Source organism: Candidatus Dadabacteria bacterium (genome assembly GCA_026705445.1).
Lineage (GTDB): Bacteria > Desulfobacterota_D > UBA1144 > Nemesobacterales > Nemesobacteraceae > Nemesobacter.
This window is the reverse complement of record JAPPAR010000011.1, coordinates 61,325-81,432: the sequence shown is the minus strand read 5'-3', so window position 1 is coordinate 81,432 and position 20,108 is coordinate 61,325. Positions and strand designations below refer to the sequence as shown.

20 protein-coding genes and 2 tRNA genes are annotated in these 20,108 nt (G+C 54.6%); 14 read left to right on the top strand and 8 right to left on the bottom strand.

Annotation, left to right across the window (positions count from 1 at the left end; all coding sequences use genetic code 11):
• Positions 1-9 precede the first annotated feature (9 nt).
• From OXG75_02110 to thiL, 3 genes are read right to left on the bottom strand one after another with little or no spacing between them, the layout of a single operon-like run.
• Positions 10-1,236, bottom strand: coding sequence for a hemolysin family protein (locus OXG75_02110; GenBank protein ID MCY3624784.1), 1,227 nt, complete (start codon positions 1,234-1,236; stop codon positions 10-12).
• A complete protein-coding gene (locus OXG75_02105) occupies positions 1,226-2,566 on the bottom strand; it encodes a hemolysin family protein (GenBank protein ID MCY3624783.1) in 1,341 nt (446 codons plus the stop codon). Before OXG75_02105 ends, OXG75_02110 begins: the two co-directional genes overlap by 11 nt.
• A 24-nt stretch (positions 2,567-2,590) precedes the next feature.
• A complete protein-coding gene (thiL, locus tag OXG75_02100; GenBank protein ID MCY3624782.1) occupies positions 2,591-3,568 on the bottom strand; it encodes a thiamine-phosphate kinase in 978 nt (325 codons plus the stop codon).
• 242 nt (positions 3,569-3,810) lie between these two features.
• Here thiL and dnaA point away from each other — a divergent pair, with 242 nt between their 5' ends.
• The 9 genes from dnaA (at position 3,811) to msrB (ending at position 13,358) form a co-directional block, all read left to right on the top strand.
• The gene (dnaA, locus tag OXG75_02095; GenBank protein ID MCY3624781.1) at positions 3,811-5,232 is read left to right on the top strand and encodes a chromosomal replication initiator protein DnaA; all 1,422 of its coding nucleotides are present in this window, start codon (positions 3,811-3,813) and stop codon (positions 5,230-5,232) included.
• Between the two features lie 382 nt (positions 5,233-5,614).
• Complete coding sequence (dnaN, locus tag OXG75_02090) at positions 5,615-6,775, top strand: DNA polymerase III subunit beta (protein MCY3624780.1); 1,161 nt, start codon at positions 5,615-5,617, stop codon at positions 6,773-6,775.
• A 16-nt stretch (positions 6,776-6,791) separates the two neighbouring features.
• A complete protein-coding gene (locus tag OXG75_02085; GenBank protein MCY3624779.1) occupies positions 6,792-8,258 on the top strand; it encodes a hypothetical protein in 1,467 nt (488 codons plus the stop codon).
• 2 nt (positions 8,259-8,260) lie between these two features.
• Positions 8,261-8,893, top strand: coding sequence for a hypothetical protein (locus OXG75_02080; protein MCY3624778.1), 633 nt, complete (start codon positions 8,261-8,263; stop codon positions 8,891-8,893).
• Between the two features lie 11 nt (positions 8,894-8,904).
• Positions 8,905-9,810 carry a type II secretion system protein GspN gene (gene gspN / locus OXG75_02075; GenBank protein MCY3624777.1) on the top strand — a complete coding sequence of 302 codons (906 nt, stop codon included), beginning with the start codon at positions 8,905-8,907 and terminating at the stop codon, positions 9,808-9,810.
• Positions 9,811-9,899: 89 nt separating this feature from the next.
• On the top strand, positions 9,900-10,985 hold the full coding sequence (gene pheA, locus OXG75_02070) for a prephenate dehydratase (protein ID MCY3624776.1): 1,086 nt from the start codon (positions 9,900-9,902) through the stop codon (positions 10,983-10,985).
• Between the two features lie 30 nt (positions 10,986-11,015).
• Positions 11,016-12,101, top strand: a complete 1,086-nt coding sequence (hisC, locus tag OXG75_02065) for a histidinol-phosphate transaminase (GenBank protein ID MCY3624775.1) — start codon at positions 11,016-11,018, stop codon at positions 12,099-12,101.
• Positions 12,098-12,952, top strand: a complete 855-nt coding sequence (locus OXG75_02060; GenBank protein ID MCY3624774.1) for a prephenate dehydrogenase/arogenate dehydrogenase family protein — start codon at positions 12,098-12,100, stop codon at positions 12,950-12,952. The genes hisC and OXG75_02060 overlap by 4 nt, the downstream gene beginning before the upstream one ends.
• A 7-nt stretch (positions 12,953-12,959) precedes the next feature.
• Positions 12,960-13,358: a peptide-methionine (R)-S-oxide reductase MsrB gene (msrB, locus tag OXG75_02055; protein ID MCY3624773.1), complete on the top strand. Its 399-nt coding sequence runs from the start codon at positions 12,960-12,962 to the stop codon at positions 13,356-13,358.
• Positions 13,359-13,366: 8 nt separating this feature from the next.
• Here msrB and OXG75_02050 read toward each other — a convergent pair.
• Positions 13,367-13,438: transfer RNA gene (locus tag OXG75_02050), tRNA-Met, on the bottom strand.
• A 113-nt stretch (positions 13,439-13,551) separates the two neighbouring features.
• Positions 13,552-14,226, bottom strand: a complete 675-nt coding sequence (cofC, locus tag OXG75_02045; protein ID MCY3624772.1) for a 2-phospho-L-lactate guanylyltransferase — start codon at positions 14,224-14,226, stop codon at positions 13,552-13,554.
• 155 nt (positions 14,227-14,381) lie between these two features.
• Between cofC and OXG75_02040 the strand changes: the two genes are divergently transcribed.
• From OXG75_02040 to hisH, 3 genes are all read left to right on the top strand, one after another.
• Positions 14,382-14,612: a HigA family addiction module antitoxin gene (locus tag OXG75_02040; GenBank protein MCY3624771.1), complete on the top strand. Its 231-nt coding sequence runs from the start codon at positions 14,382-14,384 to the stop codon at positions 14,610-14,612.
• Between the two features lie 206 nt (positions 14,613-14,818).
• Positions 14,819-15,406 (top strand): imidazoleglycerol-phosphate dehydratase HisB, encoded by a 588-nt coding sequence (gene hisB / locus OXG75_02035; protein ID MCY3624770.1) that lies wholly within the window; start codon positions 14,819-14,821, stop codon positions 15,404-15,406.
• Positions 15,406-16,026 (top strand): imidazole glycerol phosphate synthase subunit HisH, encoded by a 621-nt coding sequence (gene hisH / locus OXG75_02030; GenBank protein MCY3624769.1) that lies wholly within the window; start codon positions 15,406-15,408, stop codon positions 16,024-16,026. The genes hisB and hisH overlap by 1 nt, the downstream gene beginning before the upstream one ends.
• Here hisH and OXG75_02025 read toward each other — a convergent pair.
• From OXG75_02025 to queF, 3 genes are read right to left on the bottom strand one after another with little or no spacing between them, the layout of a single operon-like run.
• Positions 15,975-18,014: a transglycosylase SLT domain-containing protein gene (locus tag OXG75_02025; GenBank protein MCY3624768.1), complete on the bottom strand. Its 2,040-nt coding sequence runs from the start codon at positions 18,012-18,014 to the stop codon at positions 15,975-15,977. The genes hisH and OXG75_02025 overlap by 52 nt on opposite strands.
• Positions 18,014-18,823, bottom strand: a complete 810-nt coding sequence (locus OXG75_02020) for an ABC transporter permease (GenBank protein MCY3624767.1) — start codon at positions 18,821-18,823, stop codon at positions 18,014-18,016. The genes OXG75_02025 and OXG75_02020 overlap by 1 nt, the downstream gene beginning before the upstream one ends.
• Positions 18,824-18,844: 21 nt before the next feature.
• Positions 18,845-19,204, bottom strand: a complete 360-nt coding sequence (gene queF, locus OXG75_02015; GenBank protein ID MCY3624766.1) for a preQ(1) synthase — start codon at positions 19,202-19,204, stop codon at positions 18,845-18,847.
• A gap of 148 nt (positions 19,205-19,352) precedes the next feature.
• On the opposite strand from queF, the gene OXG75_02010 reads away from it, so the two are divergent.
• Together OXG75_02010 and OXG75_02005 are read left to right on the top strand one after the other, a co-directional pair.
• Positions 19,353-19,426, top strand: a tRNA-Gln gene (locus OXG75_02010).
• Positions 19,427-19,657: 231 nt separating this feature from the next.
• A complete protein-coding gene (locus OXG75_02005; GenBank protein MCY3624765.1) occupies positions 19,658-20,107 on the top strand; it encodes a mobile mystery protein A in 450 nt (149 codons plus the stop codon).
• The last annotated feature ends 1 nt before the right edge of the window (position 20,108 follow it).

Here is a 20,108-nt window from a genome sequence, read left to right as displayed (position 1 = left end):
CAGAGCAAGTTATTCCCCCGTTCGCAGGTGAACCTCGCTTATCATCCTCGGGGTTGAGGAAACCACAGTGAAAGTCTTTCTTTCGAAAACTATCACGGTTCCGGGGGCGGGAATCGAGCCGTGTGTGTAGAGAAGGAATCCTGCCAGCGTCTCGTAATCCTCTTCCTCCGGAATGGCAAGCCCGAGGCCGTCGTTAAGCCGTCCTATCTCGACCGTGGGGTCTATGAGGTACTGCCCGGCGCCGAGCCTTCTCCACGGGGTCTCGCCGGTGTCGTACTCATCCTCTATCTCCCCCACCACCTCTTCGATTATGTCCTCGAGGGTTATGATTCCCACCGACCCCCCGTACTCGTCAACCACAACGGCCATTCCGGCGCGTCCCCCCTTCATCTCGTCCATAAGTTCGTTCACAAGCTTTGATTCCGGAACGTAGAAGGGAGGAAGGGCGTATTGCTCGACGTTCTTGTCAAGATCCTGCTCGCCGAGAACGTAAAACGAGTTGAGTATGCCGGTTATGTTGTCGACCCGGTCGCTGAAAATCGGAATTCTCGAGTGGCTTTTCTCCGCTATGAGCCTCCTGACGTCGCGAAGCGTGGACTTTCTCTCAAGCGCGTCTACCCTGACAAGCGGAATCATTATCTCTCCGACCGTGGTCTCGGAGTAGCCGAAAATCCTGCGAAGAACCCTTCTCTTGTAGTCCGAACTCGGCTTGTCCTCGTCTTCTTCCATCACGTCCTCAAGCTCCTCGCGGGTTATGGAACTCATGTTCTGGCCCGGACGGTTCAATATCCCTCGGGTAAAGAGGTTGACGAAGAAAAGCACCGGGTAGAAAAGCTTGGAGAAAACCCAGAGCGGATAGATGATCCAGAGCACTATTGAGTTCCGCTTGCTCTCGAATACCGCCTTGGGAACCACCTGGCCGAAAACGACGATGAGCGGGGTGAGCACGGCCACCGTGTAGAGACCGCTTCGCTGCCCGAAGATCTCCTCGAAATAAAAGGTGAGCACCAGGGTGTTTATTATGAGCGAAAGGTTAACCCCTATGAGGGTGGTGCCGATGAAGCTTTCGATCTTCGAATGGGCGTCAAGAACCAGCCCCGCGGCGGCGGAGCCTTCATCGGCGAGGGACCTCATCTTTATCTTGTCGCAGGAGATGAGTGCTATTTCCGAACCGGCGAAAAACGCCTGCAGAATCAGAAACAGCAAAATAAGAAGGACCACTAACTCAATGGACATCGCCGCGCGCCTCCTTGTTAACGTCAACCCTTATCTCGGAAATCCTTTTCCCTTCCATGCTCTTTACCGTGAAAACCAGTCCGCCGAACCCTATTTTTTCCCCCTCGGCGGGCAGCCTCCCGAAAAGATCGAAAACGAAACCGCCCATGGTCTCGTTTTCCATGCGAAGCGGGATCACGGCCTCCTCCAGTATGTCTCCCAGGTTCCCAAGCCCCGCCGAGCGCGCGACCGAGAAAAGGTAGTCGTCGTTGAATTCCTCTATCTTCATTCCCCCGGGAATCGTGATCGCTCCCCCGCGGACCGCGGGCGCACTCTTGTCGGGCACCGACCTTTCATCCTCTATCTCTCCGAAAAGCTCCTCCAGTATGTCTTCCATGGTCACCAGCCCGTCGAACCTTCCGTACTCGTCGACAACTATCGCTATGTGAATCCTGTGCATCTGGAGCTCCCGCAGAAGCGCCCCCGCGGGCTTGGAACGGGGTATGAAATACGGCTTCCTCAGGCACTCGCTCACGGTGGCCGCAAGGTTGTGCTCGGTAAAATTCCACTTAAGAAGATCCTTGCCGTAGAGAACGCCCACTATGTTGTCCTTCTCCTCCTCGTAAACCGGTATCCGGGAGCGGCCCATCTGGCGGACCCGGCCCACGGCCTCTTTGACCTCAATATCGTGGGGAAGCGTGAAGCAGTCTATGGCGGGAGTCATTATCCCGTGGGCAGGCAGGTCCTCAAGCTTGAAAAAGCCGTCGGCAAGGTATTTTTCAACCTCGTTGAGCACCCCTTCGTCCCTCCCCATTCCCACCAGAACTTCAAGCTCGTCAGAGGAAATGTCGTTTCCCTGCGCGCGGTGTCCAAGGCCCGCCCCGAAGGCCCTTATGAAAAAACCGGAGACGAACAGGATCGCCCACCTGATCGGGGTGACCGCGACGTGGAAGGAATAAAGGGGAAGGGCAACCGCCTTCGAGATCGTTCTCGGGAACTTCACCCCGGCGGTCTTGGGAACGATCTCACCGAACACAAGGAGCGTGGGAGAGGCTATGGCCAGGGATATGAGGGCTACTGTCTGCTCGGGGGTGTCCTGGAGATATTCTCTCGCCGTGAGAGCTATTACGCTTGAGTAGGCTATGTTGAATATCTCGTCGGCCAGAAGAACCGTAGTGATTAGCTTGTGGGAATTGGAAAGGAGCTTCCCTATGGCCGCAGAAACTCTGCCTCCCTGCTTCGATATGCTTTCTCTCTGCGGACGGCTGAGGGAGAAAAGCGCCCCCTCGCTGAAGCAGAAAAACGCTGAGCAGCACAGCAAAAAAAGAATCAGAATGAAATTTTCGCTCAAAAGAATCTTACCCCCGTGGATGAATCAGCAGAAGTGCTCAAACCCAGCGGTATCGTAAAAAACCTCCTCTCCCCCCTCGTCAAAAAGCCTTATTTTCCGCCCGGCGGTAACAGAACCGATCTTCGAGATGGCAATCCCGCAGAGACGAGAAACCTCCTCTATCGAGGCGCGGTTCTGCGAAGAAGAGGTGAAAAGAAGCTCGTAGTCCTCCCCGCCGGAGAGCGCGAGGCGGTAGCCGTCCTCCGAGAACCTGCCGCAGAGGGAAAGAAATCCTAGGGAAAGCGGAAGGCTCCCGAGGCTTACCTCGGCCCCCAGCCCGTGCTCGGAAGTCAGCTTCTCAAGGTCGCAGAAAAGCCCGTCGCTTACGTCTATCATCGAAGAGGCTATCCCGCGTTTCGCGACCATCCTGCCAACCTGGAGGCGCGGCGTGGGCTCGACGTGTCTTGAAACGGCGCCCTCGCATCCGTCAATCCCGCAATCGCCCGAGAGGGCCCTCAGGCCCAGGGCGGAATCCCCCAGGGTTCCGGTCACGTATATGTCGTCTCCCTCAGAAGCCCCCGAGCGCAGGACAATATCGTCGCTTGATGCTTCCCCAAGCGCCGTCATGTTTATGAAAACGGTCTGGGATTCCGAGAGATTCCCCCCTATAAGGCAGACATCAAACTCCCGGCAGCCCTCTGCCACCCCTTCCGAGAGATCCTCTATGAACTCCATTGAGTCCGCGCTACGACAGCCGAGGGAGCAGAGAAGGTACCTCGGCACCGCTCCCATCGCCCCTATATCGCTCACGGCGACGCAGACCGCCTTCCTGCCGAGCTGCCTCGGGGTCTGAGTTCCCAGGCGGAAGTGAACGCCTTCAACAAGGGTGTCCGTCGAGGCGACAAGGCATGCTTTGTCTCTGATTTTTACAACAGCGGAATCGTCCCCTATCCCCGTCAAAACTTCTTTCTGAGTAGCCTTGAACCTGTCGGCCAAAAATCTCAAGGCATCTTCTTCACCCATTTGCAGTTAGAAATTGTATTGTAAACGCAGTTGCGTGTCAATTGAGCCGGAACATCCAAAAAAAATTTTTCTCCCCTGTACACAGGCACAGAAGCGGGGTTTCGGGCGGGTGGAGAAGCTGTTTTTCTTGACACTAAAAACCGATGCAATTAGAATTAAATTCCACTTTCCGAAGGGTGGGTTGGGATCTTTTCTGAAGTATCCGTTTTAGGGTTGTTCTTTGCTTTTCAGGAGAAGAGCTGTTGAAAAAGACAGAGGAAGTTGCGCACGACAACCTAGCTGCTGAAAACTACAAATCGGAACAAAAAATAGAGTTTGACTGGGACGCCGTTCTCGAAGGCGTCAAGAAAGACCTTTACTTTCCCCCCTCATGGCTGTTTTCCATAAAAGTCGCAAAAATCGAGGGGAAGATGGTCACGCTTGAGGCGAAAACCCACTTCCAGGCCCTCTGGGTAAAAAACCACTACCTGCAGCTGATAAACGACGCTGCCCTCAACCTCTACGGAAAAGAAGGCTTCCAAGTAACCATAGATGCGGGCGAGGAGAACTCCGTTGCCCGGGAAAGTAAAAAAGACAGGGTCCTGGACAACGGGGGAACCAGAGAACCGCACGATCCCCAGACAGCGAGCTTTTTCAGTTCATCCAACACGTTTGACAACTTCGTCGTCGGGCCCAGCAACCAGTTCGCCCACGCCGCCTCATACGCCATAGCGGAGAACCCGGGAATGGCCTACAACCCTCTTTTCATACACAGCGGAGTGGGCCTCGGGAAGACCCACCTCCTCCACTCCATCGGGAACCACATACTCAAAAAGTACGGAACCCGCCTGAATACCTTCTGCATCTCAGCCGAGCACTTCACAAACGGGGTGGTGCAGAGCATAAAGACAGGTTCGATGGACAAGTTCAGGAACCTCTACAGGCTGAACTGCGACGTCCTGCTGATAGACGACATACAGTTCATCGCCGGCAAGGACAGCACGCAGGAGGAATTCTTTCACACGTTTAACTCCCTCTACACCGCGAAAAAGCAGATCGTCATAACTAGCGACAAGCCGCCGAGCATGATGAAGAACTTCGAGGAGCGCCTGAAATCCAGGTTCGAGTGGGGGCTTACGGCCGACATACAGCCGCCGGAAGTTGAGACCAAGATAGCCATCATAGAGAGAAAGGCCGAGGAGGAACAAATCGAGATTCCGGCCGACGTGGCTTCGTTCGTGGCCCAGAATGTCCTCTCCAACATAAGGGAGCTGGAAGGCTCGGTGAACAAGCTCTTTGCCTACTCCAAGATGTTCAGAGAGAGAATAACCCTTGAACTGGCAAAGCAACTCCTCAGCAACCTGGTAAAAAAAGAGACCCCGAAAATAATAACCATAGACCTCATCCAGAAAGAGGTAAGCTCCTTCTTTGAACTCACCGTGAAGGACCTGAAATCCAGCCAGAAACAGAAAAAAGTTTCTGAGCCTAGGCAGATAGCGATGTTCCTTTCGAGAAAATACACATCCTCGTCGTTCCCGGAAATAGGGAACAGGTTCGGAGGGAAAAACCACTCCACGGTGGTCCACGCAGTAAAAAACGTTGAAAAAAAGATCGGAAGTGATCCCTCGGTATCAACCGCCGTCACAGCGCTCTCAACCACCCTCGAGAAGTTCATCACATCCTGAACCAGCCAAAAAACAGCCTGTCAGAGAAAACTGAAAATGCTGTGCAAGAACCCTTGTTTCCGCACAGTTATGGAACGAACAAAAAAGGAAGGTGTGAATACCTGTCGGGAAAAAGAAAAGTTATAAACACGGTCCTTAACCAAAAAGTCGAGGGGTTCTAGGAGATTTCACTGATTTCACCCTTTTCACAACAATTACTACTACTGCTACTAGCAAAGCTTTAAAGCTTATAAAAGATAGAAACAGTAGCGGAAAAGCATCTGGGCTTGTGATTTATGGTTTTGTAGGGAAAAGTGGTTATTATCATACGGAGAAGCTGTTTACATATAAAAGGAATAAAGAAAAGAAGCTTTTTTCCGAAACCGGAGGTTTTTTTCTCAAAATGATGTTTAAAATCAAAGGCGGAGATTTTTCAAGAAAGCTGGGAATGATCCAAGGAGTGGTGGAGAAAAGAACGACCATGCCGATTCTCTCCCATGTTCTTATGAGTTCTACAGACAAGGGCCTGTTTCTGGAAGCTACCGATCTTGAAAACACGGCAACGGTTTTCTGCGATGCCGAGACTGAAGGAGAGTTCAAGATGGCGGTTCCCGCGGGGATCCTTTCGGATCTCGTGAGGGAGATCAAGGAAGAAGAGGAAATTTCGGTCACCGCTACCGAGAACAACTGGATCGAGGTGGTTACCAGCTCGGGTTCTTTCAGGATAGCGGGGCTCGCGGCCGACGATTTCCCCAGGATACCCGAGGTTTCTTCGGAGAACCTGTTCCAGGTTTCCTCCGAGAGGCTTGAGGAGATGATATCCAAGACGGTCTTTTCCGTCTCCGATGACGAAATGAGAAGGAGCCTCTCAGGGGTGTTTTTCGAAAAAAGAGGGGAGCAGACACTCAGGCTTGTCGCTACTGACGGTCATAGGCTCAGCTTCGTCGATGAAAAAATAGAGAACCTTAACCTGCCGAAGGATATCCTGGTTCCCAAAAAAGCGGTTATGGAGATGAGGAGGCTTCTTCGCCTCTCTAAGGAAGTCAGGGTCGGGAGCAGCGGAAACTTCTTCATTTTCGAGTTAAACGACGAAAACCTTGTTTTCATTTCCAGGGTGATTGACGCTGAGTTTCCGGACTACATGCAGGTGGTTCCGGTCTCGACGAAGAACACGGTCACGGTCGATGCATCCAGGCTTCTGGTTGCGCTCAGGCGGGTTTCCCTTTTTTCCGCGGACAACGTGAGGGGCGGGGGCAGGTTCGTGGAAATGGCCTTCGGCGAAGGGAGGCTGCTTCTAGGCGCCTATCTTAACACCGGCGAGGGGAAAGAAAGCATACCGGTTGAGTATTCGGGGGATGAGGTGAAGCTTGGTTTTAACTTCACGTATTTTCAGGATGTTCTTGATGCCGTGGGATCTTCGGAAGTGATAATTGGTTTTTCCGGCCACAAAAACCCGGTTTACTTGGTTCCCTGCTCGGAAGGCGAAAAGCAGGACGGCTACGTGAACGTGATAATGCCAATGGAACTTGACGCCAGAGCGGCGGAGGGGCAGGCGAGGGAATAATCCTCGTACCTTTAAGATGCTAGGTGGATTCATCGGAGTCGATTTTTCCGGCGGGAAGGTCAGGACCGTAACCGCAAGAAGGGGACTCAAGGGGACTGAAGTCCGCAAGGCCTCCTCCACCGGGGGGCTTGGGAGCGGCGACACGTCAGCTTTTCTCAAAGACAAAATTTCTCTCGGGACCAGAGCCGTTACCGGAATCTGCTCTTCCCCGCTTCTTCTCAGGGTTCTCAAATTTCCCTTCACCGATTCAAAGAAGCTCAGGCGAGTTTTCCGCTTCGAGCTTGAGAACTCAACCGGGTTCACCCTGGGAGAGGACGTGCTGTCCGACTACCACGAGGTGAGGAAACCGGAAGGGGCCGAGATCATCGTTCCCGCTTTTGAGAAGGAGGCGTTTGAGGGCTATCTGGGCTCCCTGCGGGAGTCTGGTGTGGATCCGGACCAGGTGACTTTCACACCGGTTGCGTTTTCTTCTCTGGGGGAACTTATTGAAGGGCCGAGACCGCTTCTCCTTATAGACGCCGACCAGGACCACCTCAATTTCTCGTTTTTTGACGAAAGCGGGCTCAGCAGGGTGAGGAACTGCGACGACTCCCTCGAGAGAATGAAAAAATCCCTTGCCGCGGATGACCTCGACTTGGAGCAGATAAACAGCGACGAGGAGAAGAGGAAGGGGTTTCTTGAAAGCTGCCGCTTCATCACAGAAGAGATAAGAAACACTATACGCTACTTTGAGGGAGAGACGGGAGAGGAGGTAAAGAACCTGGTTCTCACCGGAGGGATATGCGAGGTGGATGGAGTTACAAAAGAACTTACCGAGCAGCTCGGCCGGGAAGTGAAAAGAATTTTCATAGAGCAGCTCGGCCACAATGACTCTCCTTTTTTCGCAAGGGCGTACGCTCTTGCGCTTTACGGAGGTTCCTACGGCAAGGGAGGAAGACTCAACCTGAGAAGGGACGGATACAGGCCGCGGGGGATGGCGGGGGTTTTATTGAAGGAATTTCGGGTTCCCGTCGCCCTGTGCGCCGCCCTGCTTCTTGTGTTTGTTTTCGGGCGCGTGACGGAAGTGGTCTCCGCCAGGAGCAAGATGAGTTCCATACGCTCCGAGATGGAGATGGATCTCAGGAGGGAGTTTCCGCAGGCCGCGGGGACGCAGGACCCGGTTGCTTTTTACAGGGGGAAGCTTGAAGTCATCAACCGAAAGCTCGACATACTGAAGCAGGTAAGAGGGGCCCACAGCCCGCTTGAGGTGCTGACGGCGGTTTCCGCCGCCATTCCGAGGGACGTGAGTTTCTCCGTTGACGAAATAAGGATCGAGGACGGGGGCAAGACCAAGATATGGGGCAGGAGCGATTCCTACGAGGAGATAGCGTCGATAGAGAAAGCCTTCTCGGAGTCCGGCAGCTTCACCCAGGTGAAGATGGGGCAGGTTGGAAAGGCCATTAGCAGCGGTTTGAAATTCGAAATATCAATGGTCGTCAGGTGAAAATGAAGGAGCTGGTGCAAAGACTGGTGCAGGGACTCAAATCCCTTCTCTCGGCGGTTCTGGGAAGAGCCGAACCCTTGGCGCGAAGGGTAAGGGAGCTCATAGACAGGGGACAATTCTCCGCGAGGGATATCCGCGCCCTCAAGATAGCTGCCGCAGCCCTTGCCGTTTTCATACTCTTTTCCGCCTACAGGGCGGTTTTCCCCGGGGGTTCCGAGGTAAAAAGCGAGGTAAGCCAGGTGAGACTGCAGCTAAGCGAGATGAGGTCCATTAAGGAGGAGTACCGCTACTCCAGGGATCTCCTGGCCGAGTTTAGCGGTTCGATGAAAGAGGAGAGGGATGCGCTTATTTCGGTTGCGGAGAAAGCGCTCGTAAGAAACGGCATAGACCCCCGCTCATTTTCCATAAAGGGAACAAACCCGTCGGTCAGGGGGAAAGGGATAAACCGGGAAAGAGCGGTCCTGGTCAAGATAAACAAGGTGCCCGTCCCAAGGGTGTTCAACGTTCTCTATACCTTTCAGAGAAGCAAGACCATACTCAAGGTCTCGGACCTTAGGATAAAAACCAGGTTCGACAACCCCAACCTGACTGACGTTTCGTTCCGACTATCCACTTTTTCTTTCAGTGAATCGTGAGCGGAGAAAAGATGAAGATAAAGACCAGAATCAAAATGCCGGAGAAAATCTCCGTCCGTCTCTACATCGGAGTTTTCTTCGCGTTTTTTCTTCTTTTTCTTCTTCTGGGGTTTCCAAGGGACTCGGTCGAAAGAAGGATCATCTTCGAGATACAGAGCAATTCCCCGGTTCCGGTTCTGATAGGGGATGCGGACCTGAAGGGTCTTTCCTCGATTGAGCTCAGGGACATCCGAGTGATCCTCGGGGAAAGGGAGCCGCTTGTGATTGACAGGGCCAGGGTGAGCGCCGGGCTTCTGTCCGTTATTTTCTCCGACGACACCAAGATTTCCTTCTCCGTTGATGCCTACGGCGGGAAGATAGACGGCAAGGTTTCACAGAACATGAAGAAAAAAAGCGTCACAAGCGCGGAGGTGGACATAAATTCCGTCGAATCCTCGACCGTTTCACGTCTTTTTCTGGGAGACGGAGGGGTATCTCTTAGCGGGAAGATGGACGGAACCATAAAGCTTATCGGGGAGGGGGAAAGCGGAGGGATATCGAAGATGGAATACCTGGTGTCCTCTCCTTCTCTTTCGGTTGCCATAGACAAGGTGCAGGGGTTTGAGGTGGGGGAGGAGTACAGGAACCTGAGCGTCGTGCTTCGCGGCACCGCCAACCGCTTTGAATCGCGGGTCGAGAAGCTTTCCCTCACGAACCCGCAGCTCTCCCTGCAGGCGGAGGGAAAAGCCCCGTCTCCGCTTCGCTTAAGAAAGGGGGCCGCCCTTGATCTCTCCGTTACATTCAGGCCTTCTCCAGAGGATGTGAAGCTTGCTCTTGTCGGCAGTTTTCTTGGTTCCCGCGGAGACGGCAGCTTCTCCGGAAGAATCCGGGGAACGCTTGCGGAGCCCAGGATTTTAAAGGGGAACGGGGGCAGTTAAGAGTCCCGTTTTTACCCCCTCGCGGGCTATTTGACTTTGCCCTACCCCCTCGCTATCCTTCTCAAAAATATTCTCCTTAAGACTGGATAATGGACTCCAAAAAAGAACTTTCCGACGTAAGAAAAAAAATAGACGCCATTGACTCCGAGCTGCTTGAACTTATAAACAAGCGGGCCGAGCTTGCGATAGAGGTAAGCGCACTCAAGAAAAAGGATCTTTTGGGAATTTACGACCGGAGCAGGGAAAGCGAGGTGGAGGGCAAGATAGCGGAAACCAACACCGGCCCCCTCTCCGACGAGGACGTCCTTCTTATTTTCAGGGAGATAATATCGCGCTGCAGGTCCCTTCAGCACCAGGAGAAAGTCGCCTACCTCGGACCCGCGGGCAGCTTCTCAAACCAGGCGGCGTTTCGGAAGTTCGGTGCCGCCTCGGAGTTTTTTCCCGTAAACAGCCTCGAGGATGTGTTCGAGGAGGTGCACAGCCAGAGGGCCGATTTCGGCATAGTACCCGTCGAGAATTCGGTTGAGGGCTCGGTGGGGGACGTGCTAGACATGCTCGTCCGGTGGGACCTTGACGTCTCGTCCGAGTGTTTCGAGCGTATTGAACACTTCCTGCTCTCCATTGACGGGGACGCCAGTAAAATAAGGACTGTGGCCTCGCATCCCCACGCCCTCGGGCAGTGCAGGAAATGGATTGCCTCGAACCTCTACGGCGTCGCGCTTCTTGAGACCCCGAGCACCGCGGCGGCGGCGAAAATAGCCGCGAGGGACGAGAGCGTCGCCGCGATCGCAAGCGAGTTCTCAGGGTCGATATACAACCTGAAGACGATACAGAGCTACATAGAGGACAGCCCGCGCAACACGACCCGGTTCGTGGTGGTGGGAAGGGAGAAACCTCCCCCGAGCGGAGAGGACAAGACTTCGATCGCCTTTTCCGTCAAGGATGAGCCGGGAGCGCTTCACGCGACGTTTTTCCTCCCCTTTTCCGAATCCGGCATAAACCTCACCAAAATCGAGTCCAGACCCTCGCGCGACGGGCAGTGGGAGTACGTGTTTTTCGCCGACTTCTCGGGACACCGCGAAGAGGAGGCTGTAAAGGAGGCCCTCGAGAGGGTGGAAGCCAACTGCGTTTTCCTCAAAGTGCTGGGATCCTATCCCGCCGAAGTGCCGGGCTGACGGCGGGCGGGCTTGGCGGACGAACCCCCCATGGAACCAAGAGCAAGCGTAAAGAACCTTATTCCCTATATTCCGGGAAAGCCGATCGAGGAGCTCGAGCGGGAACTCGGAATCCGGGGCGCGGCCAAGATGGCTTCGAACGAAAACCCCCTCGGCCCCTCCCCGCTTGCAAAAGAAGCGCTTTCAGAACACGTCTCGAAGGTAAACCTTTATCCCGACGGGTGTTGCTTTGAGCTCCGCCGGAAACTTTCCGAGAAGCTCGGGGTTCCCGAGGACACGATAGTAATCGGCAACGGCTCGAACGAGGTGATAGAGATCGTCGCAAGAACCTTTCTCGAGCCCGGGGACGAGGCCATCTACGGACGCCACGCGTTTATCGTCTACCCGATCGTCACACAGTCGCTCGGGTGCTCGCACGTCGTCTCCCGGATGCCGGATCTCACGCACGACCTCGAGGACATGCTTTCCCTGGTGACCGAGAAAACGAAGATCATCTACATCGCGAATCCGAACAACCCCACCGGGACGATAGTGAGAAGGGATGAGTTCGAGTGGTTCCTCGAGCGGGTTCCCGAGAACGTGCTGATACTCGTGGACGAAGCCTATTTCGAGTACGTGGACGACCCCGAGTATCCGGACACGCTTCGCTACCACTCGGTACGCGAATCGCTCGTGACGGTGAGGACCTTCTCCAAGATTTACGGTCTTGCGGGGCTCAGGGTCGGCTACGGGGTTGCGTCAAAAGAGGCGGTTTCCTACATGGACCGGGTAAGGGAGCCGTTTAACGTGAACTCGGCCGCGCAGGCGGCGGCCTGCGCAGCGCTTGACGACGATAGACACGTCGCCCGCTCAAGGAAGCTTAACCGCACGGCAAAGGAGTATCTGCGCGAGAAGCTGGGCGAACTTGGGGTCAGGTACACTGAGTCTCATACGAATTTCCTTCTCGTGGATCTCGAGAGGGATCCGATGCCGGTTTACGAGGCGCTTCTTCGCGACGGGGTGATAACGAGGCCGGTGGGCGGCTACGGACTTAAAACGCACCTGAGGGTAAGTTTCGGCCTCGACAGCGAAAACGAAAAATTCATTGAATCGCTTGGGAGAATTCTCAGAAGATGACTTTTGAAAAAGTGGCGGTGGTAGGTCTCGGCCTTATAGGAGGTTCCCTCGCGGCGGCCCTTCGCGAATCGGGGGAAGTCGGGGAAGTCTTCGGGGTCGAGCGGGACACTGAGTCACTCCGCTTCGCCCTTGAAAACGGGATCACGGACACGGGCGCTTCTGAAATCGGCCCCGGCATGTCGGGGTCGGAAATAGTTGTCGTCGCGACCTACGTCGACACCATAGCGCAGGTGGCCGGGGAAGTTTCCGGATTCGTTTCCCCCGACACGGTGGTCTGCGACGTGGGAAGCGTGAAGGCTTCTGTGGTGAGGGAAATGGAAAAGGGCCCCCGGAATATCCGCTTTGTCGGGGCCCATCCCATCGCGGGGAGGGAAACATCCGGCGTCACGGAGTCTGATCCCGGTCTTTTCTCAGGGAAAAGATGCATTGTCACTCCCACGGAAAGCACCAGCCCCGAAGCTCTCTCCACGGTGAGGGCGCTTTTTTCACTCGTTGGAAGCGAGGTGGTCGAGATGGATCCCGAATCCCATGATGAGGTCTTTTCGCTCGTAAGCCATCTTCCCCACGCGGTCGCCTACTCGCTTGTGAGTGCGGTGGCTTCGAGGGGAGGAGACAGAAATCTTTTTGATTTTTCGGGCGGGGGCCTTGCCGACTTCACCAGAATCGCCGGCAGCTCCCCCGAGATGTGGGCCGGTATTTTCATCGAGAACCGCGAGGCGCTGCTGGATGCCATCCGCAGCTTCGCGGGAAAGCTCGGGGAAATTGAAAAAGCCGTCGCCTCCGGTAATGTAGAAAATCTGACAGTTCTTTTGAGGGAGGCCCGGGATTCAAAGAGGGATCTCAGGGAGTGAGCAGACAATGTCTGAGAAGATGAAGAAGACGGACGAGCAGTGGCAGGAGGAGCTCTCCCCCGAGGAGTTTCTTGTTACGAGGAAGAAGGGCACCGAGAGGGCCTTTACCGGAAAGTACCACGACCATCACGAAAAGGGGATGTACACCTGCGTGTGCTGCGGGCAGAAGCTTTTCCGTTTCTCAGAGAAGTTCGATTCCGGCACGGGATGGCCGAGCTTCTGGGAGCCCGTCTCGCGGGAGAACGTGGCGGAGAAGTCCGATCATTCCCACGGGATGACGAGAACCGAGGTTCTCTGCTCAAAGTGCGACGCCCACTTGGGACATGTTTTCCCCGACGGCCCCAAGCCCACAGGGCTTAGGTACTGCATAAATTCCGCCTCTTTGGATTTCGAAGAAGAAGAGTAGCGGGGAAGTGGCGACGGGTGGGTTCGAACCACCGACACAGGCCTTATGAGAGCCCCGCTCTACCCCTGAGCTACGCCGCCCCCGGAAAAAAAGGTAATTCGAAAAGCAGGAAATTATACCGGAACTCCGTGAGGATTCAACGCACGGACGCGAGGGTTCAGGGGAAATTGTCGTGACCCCGGCTCTGTCCAAATCAGCCGGCCGCCGCCCCGTTTTTTCCCGCTTCTTCCTTTATTAATCCCAGTTCCAGAAGTTTTCTGTAGGTCTTGGTGTGGGAGCCGTGGTGGGAGAAAGTCTCTATGTCCCCGGGCTCGTCGATGTCGATGCTGATATTGAAGTTTCTGTAGACGTCGCAGGGCACGTATCTGCGCTCGGCCTCCTCCCTGTGTTTCCTGAAGCTGTCGTTTCCGAACATCGAGGGTATGCTGTCGGGAGGTTTTCTCAGTATGGCGTTTGTGCCGAGCTCATCTTCTGAGGGAACGAGGATCACGGACTTGCCTTTCTTCTCTTTCTCAAGGACGGAGTCGAGGTCCTCGCCGGTTATTAAAGGGGCGTCGCCCGGGATTACGAGCACGGATTTCGCGCCCATTTTTCTGCAGACCTGGATCGCAAGATCAACCGAAGAGCTCTCCCCGAGCTGGCTCTCCTCCCTTATTACGTCAAACCCCTCCTCAAGGGCCATTTTCTCCGCCTTCCTGTCGAGCGTAACAACGACTTTGTTGTCGGCGAGCTTCGATTCGCCGACCGCGGAGAACACGTCTTCCAGCATTACGTAGGCAAGCTCGGTTCTCTGCTTGTTGCTGAGCACCGAGGCAAGTCTTTCGTTTGCCCTTGAAAGATCTTTTACGGGAACCAATATGAATTTCAAAACTGCTACCTCGCTGTGGCGGGCCTCCAACCACGCACTATTCTATACAATAAAAGCACAGCTTGAAAAACAGAAAAAATTGCGGGTTGGGGATGTCAATTGCTTGGATTACTATTAATGTTCAATATTATGATTGAAGAAGAGGAATTATAGCAATGAAAAATCCAGTGCATCCGGGCATCATAGTGCGCGAGGATTGCATGAAACCACTGAATCTGTCGATTACCGAGTGCGCTGAAATTTTGGGAGTCACGCACAAGACACTTTCCAATCTTGTCAACGCAAAGGCATCCGTTTCCGTTGAGATGGCCTGCCGGTTGTCAAAGGCGTTCGGTTCAACTCCGAGAACTTGGCTTGGCATGCAACAGGCCTTCGACCTTGCCTGATCGCAGGAACCGGAACGGAAGATTAAGGCAAAGCGCATTTCCGTAGGGTGAAAATCAAGGGGAAGCGCAATTCCACAGTTGGGATAAAACGGAGAACCCGCCTCGTGCAAGTTGTCTCGGGTTTATTGACAATAAAAGATGCCTGTATATAGAATGATTAGCGGAAACTAGCCGCTACGCCGCGAAGAAAGGAGCCCAGTCTAACAATGACCCGCAAAGCCGTTTTAAAAAGAGAAACATCCGAAGTCAGCGCCAGCGTCGAGCTTGATCTCGACGGAACCGGGAAATTCGATATCTCTACAGGGGTGCCGTTTTTCGACCACATGCTGAGCCAGCTCGCAAAGCACGGCTACTTCGACCTCACGGTCAAGGCCGAAGGGGACATCGACGTTGATTTCCACCACACCGTGGAGGATGTCGGGATAGCGCTCGGGGAAGCTTTCTCAGAAGCCCTGGGAGACAAGAGGGGAATCACCAGGTACGGGCACGCCGTAATCCCTTTTGACGACGCGCTTGTTGTTGTGGCGGTTGACCTGAGCGACAGGCCCTGCTTCGTTTTCAAGGGAGAGATTCCCGCGGGCAAGGTCGGGGACTTTGACTCGGAGCTTGCAGAGGAGTTCTTCAAGTCCCTCACGAACTCGCTTCGCTGCAACCTGCACATCGAGTTTCGCCACGGAACGAACCTGCACCACATAATAGAGGCCATGTTCAAGGCTCTGGGAAGATCCATGGATGTAGCCTCGGCGCTTGACGGGCGCCGCAACGATATTCCCTCGACCAAGGGGACGCTCTAGTGATTTCCATCGTGGATTACGGGATGGGGAATCTGAGAAGCGTCGAGAAGAGCTTTACCTCCCAGGGTATAGAGGTCCGCGTTACCGAGGATCCGGGCGACATAGAGGGCTCAAGCGGCCTCGTGGTTCCCGGGGTCGGGGCTTTCGGCGACTGCGTGAGGAACCTTCGCGAGCGCTCAATGACCGGGCCAATAAAGGATTTTATCGAAAGCGGGCGGCCCTTTCTGGGCATATGCCTCGGCTTTCAGGTTCTGTTCGAATCAAGCGAGGAAGCTCCCGGAGAAGAGGGCCTTGGGATTCTTAAAGGGAAGGTCGTTCGGTTCCGTGTCGAGGAAAAGAAACTGAAGGTGCCCCACATGGGCTGGAACAGGGTGAGCGCGCCCGAGCAAGCCCGCATACTCGAAGGGATACCGCAGCAAAGCTGGTTTTACTTCGTTCACTCCTACCACGTGGTTTCGGACGATCCCGGCGTCGGCGTTCTGCTTTCCGATTACGGGGGTGAGTTCGAGGCGGGAGTCATATCGGGGAATCTTTCCGCCTTTCAGTTCCACCCTGAAAAAAGTTCTGACTACGGGCTCATGATCTTGAGGAACTTCTCGAAGCTCTGCCTTGAGAACTGATCTTTCTCCCTTCCGTAGACCGCCTCGTAAGCGACGTAGCTCCTTATGATTTTCTTTACGTAGTTCCTTGACTGCTCAAAGGGGATTTCCTCTATGAATTCGTCAATATCGAGCGCATCGTTTTTCTCATACCACGTCTTGGCGCTTGTGGGGCCGCCGTTATAGCCGGCCAGGCTTAAGGCGAAGTTGCCCTCGAAGATCTCAAGCAGCCAGCTCAGGTAATAGCATCCCAGTTCAAGGTTTATATCGGGAGAGAAAAGCTGGGAAGCCTGGAAATTGCTAAGACCCGCCTTGGGTGCCGTCTCAAGAGCCGTCGAGGGAAGAAGCTGCATGAGCCCCCTGGCGTCGGAAACCGAAACCGCCTCCTTGTCGAAATGGCTTTCTTCCCTTATGACGGAGTAGACCAGGAACTCGTCAAGCGTGTATTTGCGCGAAAAAACTTTCACCCGCTCCTCGAAGCCCTTAGGGAAGGAGAGGCGGAGCGCCTCGGGGGACCTGACGCCGTTTGCCAGGGTTATTGAGGTTTTGTAGTCCTGTGCCTGCAGGTAAAGAGAGGCGAGGTAAAGGCGCTGCGCGCGCGTTTTCGCCCGGGGCCGAAGAAGCTCGGCTTCCCTGAGGGCAAGATCATATACCCCGGCCTTGGCGAAGAAAAGAAATTTTTTAAGCGCGGGATTTTTCCCGAAAGGGTCCCCCGACCAGGCAGCGGCGGGAGGCGGGGTGGGGAGCATGTTTTCCCCGAGCCTCATCTTCGCAAGAGCCGAGTAGTAGGTGATTTTCGGGGACTCGGCGAGATCTCCGAGCGCGAACAGCGCCCCGGGCTTGTCTCCCGCCCGCTCGGACGCCCTAGCGTACCAGTAAAGAAAGCGCTCCCGGTCCCTCCCCCTCGCCCAGGCGCGGTCGGAGAAAGCCTCGGCGGCCTTTGCGTACTCCTTTTTGCTGTAGTGCATCCACCCGATGTTCCACGCGCTTTCCTGGGCCTCTTCCCTTCCGGGGTATTTCTCGATAACGAGGCGGTAGAGCCGGTGGGCCTCTTCAGGCTCGTTGCGCAGGTGGCGAAGCCTCGCAGCCTTAAGAAGCGACTTGGACGTCCAGGAGCTTTTGGGGTTTAGCCTGTGGAGTCTCTCGAAAACGCCTATGGCCTCCTCTTCTTTCTCCATGCTCATGAGAGTCACGCCCCTCCAGTAAAAGGCCTTCGGGGAATCGATCCCCGAGAATACCTTCAGGGCTTCGGGAAACCTGGAAAGCCTGTAGAGGCAGATGCCGGTTTTCGTTCTTACCGCGTTTGTTCGCGGCGCTCCGGAGAAGGCCTCAAGCGCCCCCTCCCAGTTGCCGGCCTCGAACATGACGTCCCCTCTTTTTTCAAACTGCTGCGGCGAAGGGGTAAAGACTTTTCCGTTTTTCTTGTGAAGCTCGAATGCGTAATCCGAGAAGCTTACCTCCGGGTGCTCTGCCCATATCCTCTCGAATATCTCGGAGGCCGCGGGGAAGTCTCCCTGTCTCTCCTTTATTTCGCCGAGGTTTTTCAGGTAAACGGCTTTTTTCCACCTGCTGTCGGTCCGCTGGGCAAGATGGGAGTATGTTTTTTCCGCCTCCGCGTGGCGATCGTTCTCGAGGTGGATTTCAGCAAGCCGCTCACGGGCGTCATGGCCGATCGCCGAGTCCGGGTGGTGTTTCAGTATCTTCAGGAAAAGCGCCTCTGCCCTCTCCTTCTGCCCGAGGCCTAAAGCTGCCTCCGCTTCGTAGTAAAGCAGATAATCCTCTATAAAGATGAGCTTATCCTTTATCTCGGCGAGAGCCCCGTGCACCTCGGCGTGCTGCCGCTCCCGGGCGTGGCAGTGAACCTTGAGAAACCGCGCCTCGAGGGTTTTCTCGGTGGATTGCAGGACTTTTTCGCAGTCGACGTGGTTGGCGCGCGCGCCCTCGGCCGCGGCGGCGAGGAGAAGCAGGGCAAGGAGAAAGACGCTGAGAGCTGCTTTTCTCGGATCCATCACCTTGAGTTCTCCGTGGCCAGAAGGTCTCTTATGCCTTCCCCGAAGAGATTAAAGGAAAGCGCCGTTATGAAAATCGCGATGCTTGGAAACACTATAAGGTGGGGGAAGGTCCTTATTCCCTGCCACCCGGTGCTCGCAAGCGTGCCCCAGCTCGCCTCAGGCGGAGATATACCAAGGCCGAGAAAGCTGAGCGTGGATTCGGTGAGGATTGCGTAAGGGACCGAAAACGTGACGGTGACTATGAGGGGACTTAGCGTGTTAGGAAGTATGTGCCTTGCGAGAATGATACGCGGCGAGGCCCCGAGCGCCCTTGCGGACTCAACGTACTCAAACGACTTTATCTGAAGCACGCTTCCCCTCACTATCCTGGCGACCCTCATCCACGATATCACTCCGAGCGATATTACGATGCCCGTAACCCCCGTTCCGATAACGAGAGTGAGAAGGACTATCAGCAGAAGATCCGGGACGGCGTAGAACACGTCGACCGTGCGCATTATCAGCTCGTCCGTTTTCCCCCCGGCGTATCCCGAGACGGCCCCGAGGACCGTTCCGATGACAAGGGCCATCGCGGCGGTCCCCACGGCGACCGCGATCGATATCCTCGAACCGTGGATTACCCTGCTCAGAAGATCGCGTCCCTCCTGGTCCGTTCCCATGAGGTGCACGGAATCGGGGGCGCGAAGCGCGTTTGCGAAATTCGTCTGGTCGTACTCGTAGGGGGAGAGGGCGGGCGCGAAAATCGCGACCAGAATTATAAGGAATATTAGCGTTCCAGTGATTATTACCTGGGTTTTTACGTACATGCTGTCTTGGGCCCGGGAAGTTCAGGCGTCTTTTCTGTGTGAGGCCCGTACTACCGTCTTTATTCCGCCGCGGACGTTGAAGTCGCCCGTCACCTCGACCGACCTCGGATCGCACGCGGAGACGAAATCGTTAAGGATCCTGTTCGTCACGTGCTCGTGGAACTCGCCCGTGTTCCTGTAGGAGAACATGTAGAGCTTAAGGGACTTAAGTTCCACGCAGAGCCTGTCGGGTACGTACTTTATTGTGATGGTCGCAAAGTCCGGCTGCCCCGTTTTCGGGCAAACGCAGGTGAACTCGGGACACGATATCTCGATTTCGTAATCCCTCTCCGGGTTTTTGTTCTCGAAAGTCTCGAGGATTTCCGGGCTCGGTTCGTCCATTGGCCAGAAACGCCGCGCGGCCTTTGCGGGCGCCACCTCCGTATCCGCTTAATTTATCAGATGTCAGCCGGTAATCAACCCCGGCCGCGGGAGTTTGCTTTGGTTTGACACCGCGGAGTTTAGAGTCAATAATCTTTTCTCCGCATTCTGGGGCATCGTATAACGGCAGTACAGCGGACTCTGGATCCGCTAGTCTAGGTTCGAATCCTAGTGCCCCAGCCAGCTTTTCGTCTTTGACAATTTTGGTTTCTGTAAAAAATGGGATTTAGCAAGCAGAACATATCTGCAAATATAGAAATTTGGCCACTTCTATATTCTTTTCAGCGTTATTGTCGAAGGGCTTTGGGAAATCAAGCCTAAATCTAGTCACAGATTATATTCTGTAATTTTATCCTTGACTTACAGCTTTTATCCTGTTAACATTGGTTTTACTTACAGAATATAGGCTGTGATATGACAAACAAATTTAAGTATATGCAATTGCAGACGCTGGATGACCACCTTTCCAGAGTGAATGTTTGCGACCGTCCCTCTGGCGGTTGGATTCGTGCTGTCCGCACCTCGCTTGGCATGAGCGTTCGTCAGATGGCGGAACGTATAGGAATCACACAGCAATCCGCCGCTCGTTTGGAGAAAAACGAGATCAATGATGCGATTACACTTAGGTCGCTTCGCAAGGCGGCTGAAGCATTGGATTGCAGGCTCGTTTATGTTTTTGTTCCAAATGATGGCTCCTTGCGGAACATCGTGCGCAAGCAGGCGCTCAGAAAGGCTCGTGATATCGTTGATCCTGTGGACCACAGCATGATGCTTGAAGCGCAGGATGTAGGCGACAGGCAGGAGAAAACCGCCCAAATCGCTGATGAGTTGGTGCGCAACCCTGCCATCAGTCTGTGGGACTGAA

Bases quoted from the DNA above. Each gene is read 5' to 3' on its own strand.
- OXG75_02110 (MCY3624784.1), bottom strand. From the start codon at position 1,236: ATGTCCATTGAGTTAGTGGTCCTTCTTATTTTGCTGTTTCTGATTCTG.
- thiL (MCY3624782.1), bottom strand. From the start codon at position 3,568: ATGGGTGAAGAAGATGCCTTGAGATTTTTGGCCGACAGGTTCAAGGCT.
- dnaN (MCY3624780.1), top strand. From the start codon at position 5,615: ATGATGTTTAAAATCAAAGGCGGAGATTTTTCAAGAAAGCTGGGAATG.
- OXG75_02085 (MCY3624779.1), top strand. From the start codon at position 6,792: ATGCTAGGTGGATTCATCGGAGTCGATTTTTCCGGCGGGAAGGTCAGG.
- OXG75_02080 (MCY3624778.1), top strand. From the start codon at position 8,261: ATGAAGGAGCTGGTGCAAAGACTGGTGCAGGGACTCAAATCCCTTCTC.
- gspN (MCY3624777.1), top strand. From the start codon at position 8,905: ATGAAGATAAAGACCAGAATCAAAATGCCGGAGAAAATCTCCGTCCGT.
- pheA (MCY3624776.1), top strand. From the start codon at position 9,900: ATGGACTCCAAAAAAGAACTTTCCGACGTAAGAAAAAAAATAGACGCC.
- hisC (MCY3624775.1), top strand. From the start codon at position 11,016: ATGGAACCAAGAGCAAGCGTAAAGAACCTTATTCCCTATATTCCGGGA.
- OXG75_02060 (MCY3624774.1), top strand. From the start codon at position 12,098: ATGACTTTTGAAAAAGTGGCGGTGGTAGGTCTCGGCCTTATAGGAGGT.
- msrB (MCY3624773.1), top strand. From the start codon at position 12,960: ATGTCTGAGAAGATGAAGAAGACGGACGAGCAGTGGCAGGAGGAGCTC.
- OXG75_02040 (MCY3624771.1), top strand. From the start codon at position 14,382: ATGAAAAATCCAGTGCATCCGGGCATCATAGTGCGCGAGGATTGCATG.
- hisB (MCY3624770.1), top strand. From the start codon at position 14,819: ATGACCCGCAAAGCCGTTTTAAAAAGAGAAACATCCGAAGTCAGCGCC.
- OXG75_02025 (MCY3624768.1), bottom strand. From the start codon at position 18,014: ATGGATCCGAGAAAAGCAGCTCTCAGCGTCTTTCTCCTTGCCCTGCTT.
- OXG75_02020 (MCY3624767.1), bottom strand. From the start codon at position 18,823: ATGTACGTAAAAACCCAGGTAATAATCACTGGAACGCTAATATTCCTT.
- queF (MCY3624766.1), bottom strand. From the start codon at position 19,204: ATGGACGAACCGAGCCCGGAAATCCTCGAGACTTTCGAGAACAAAAAC.
- OXG75_02005 (MCY3624765.1), top strand. From the start codon at position 19,658: ATGACAAACAAATTTAAGTATATGCAATTGCAGACGCTGGATGACCAC.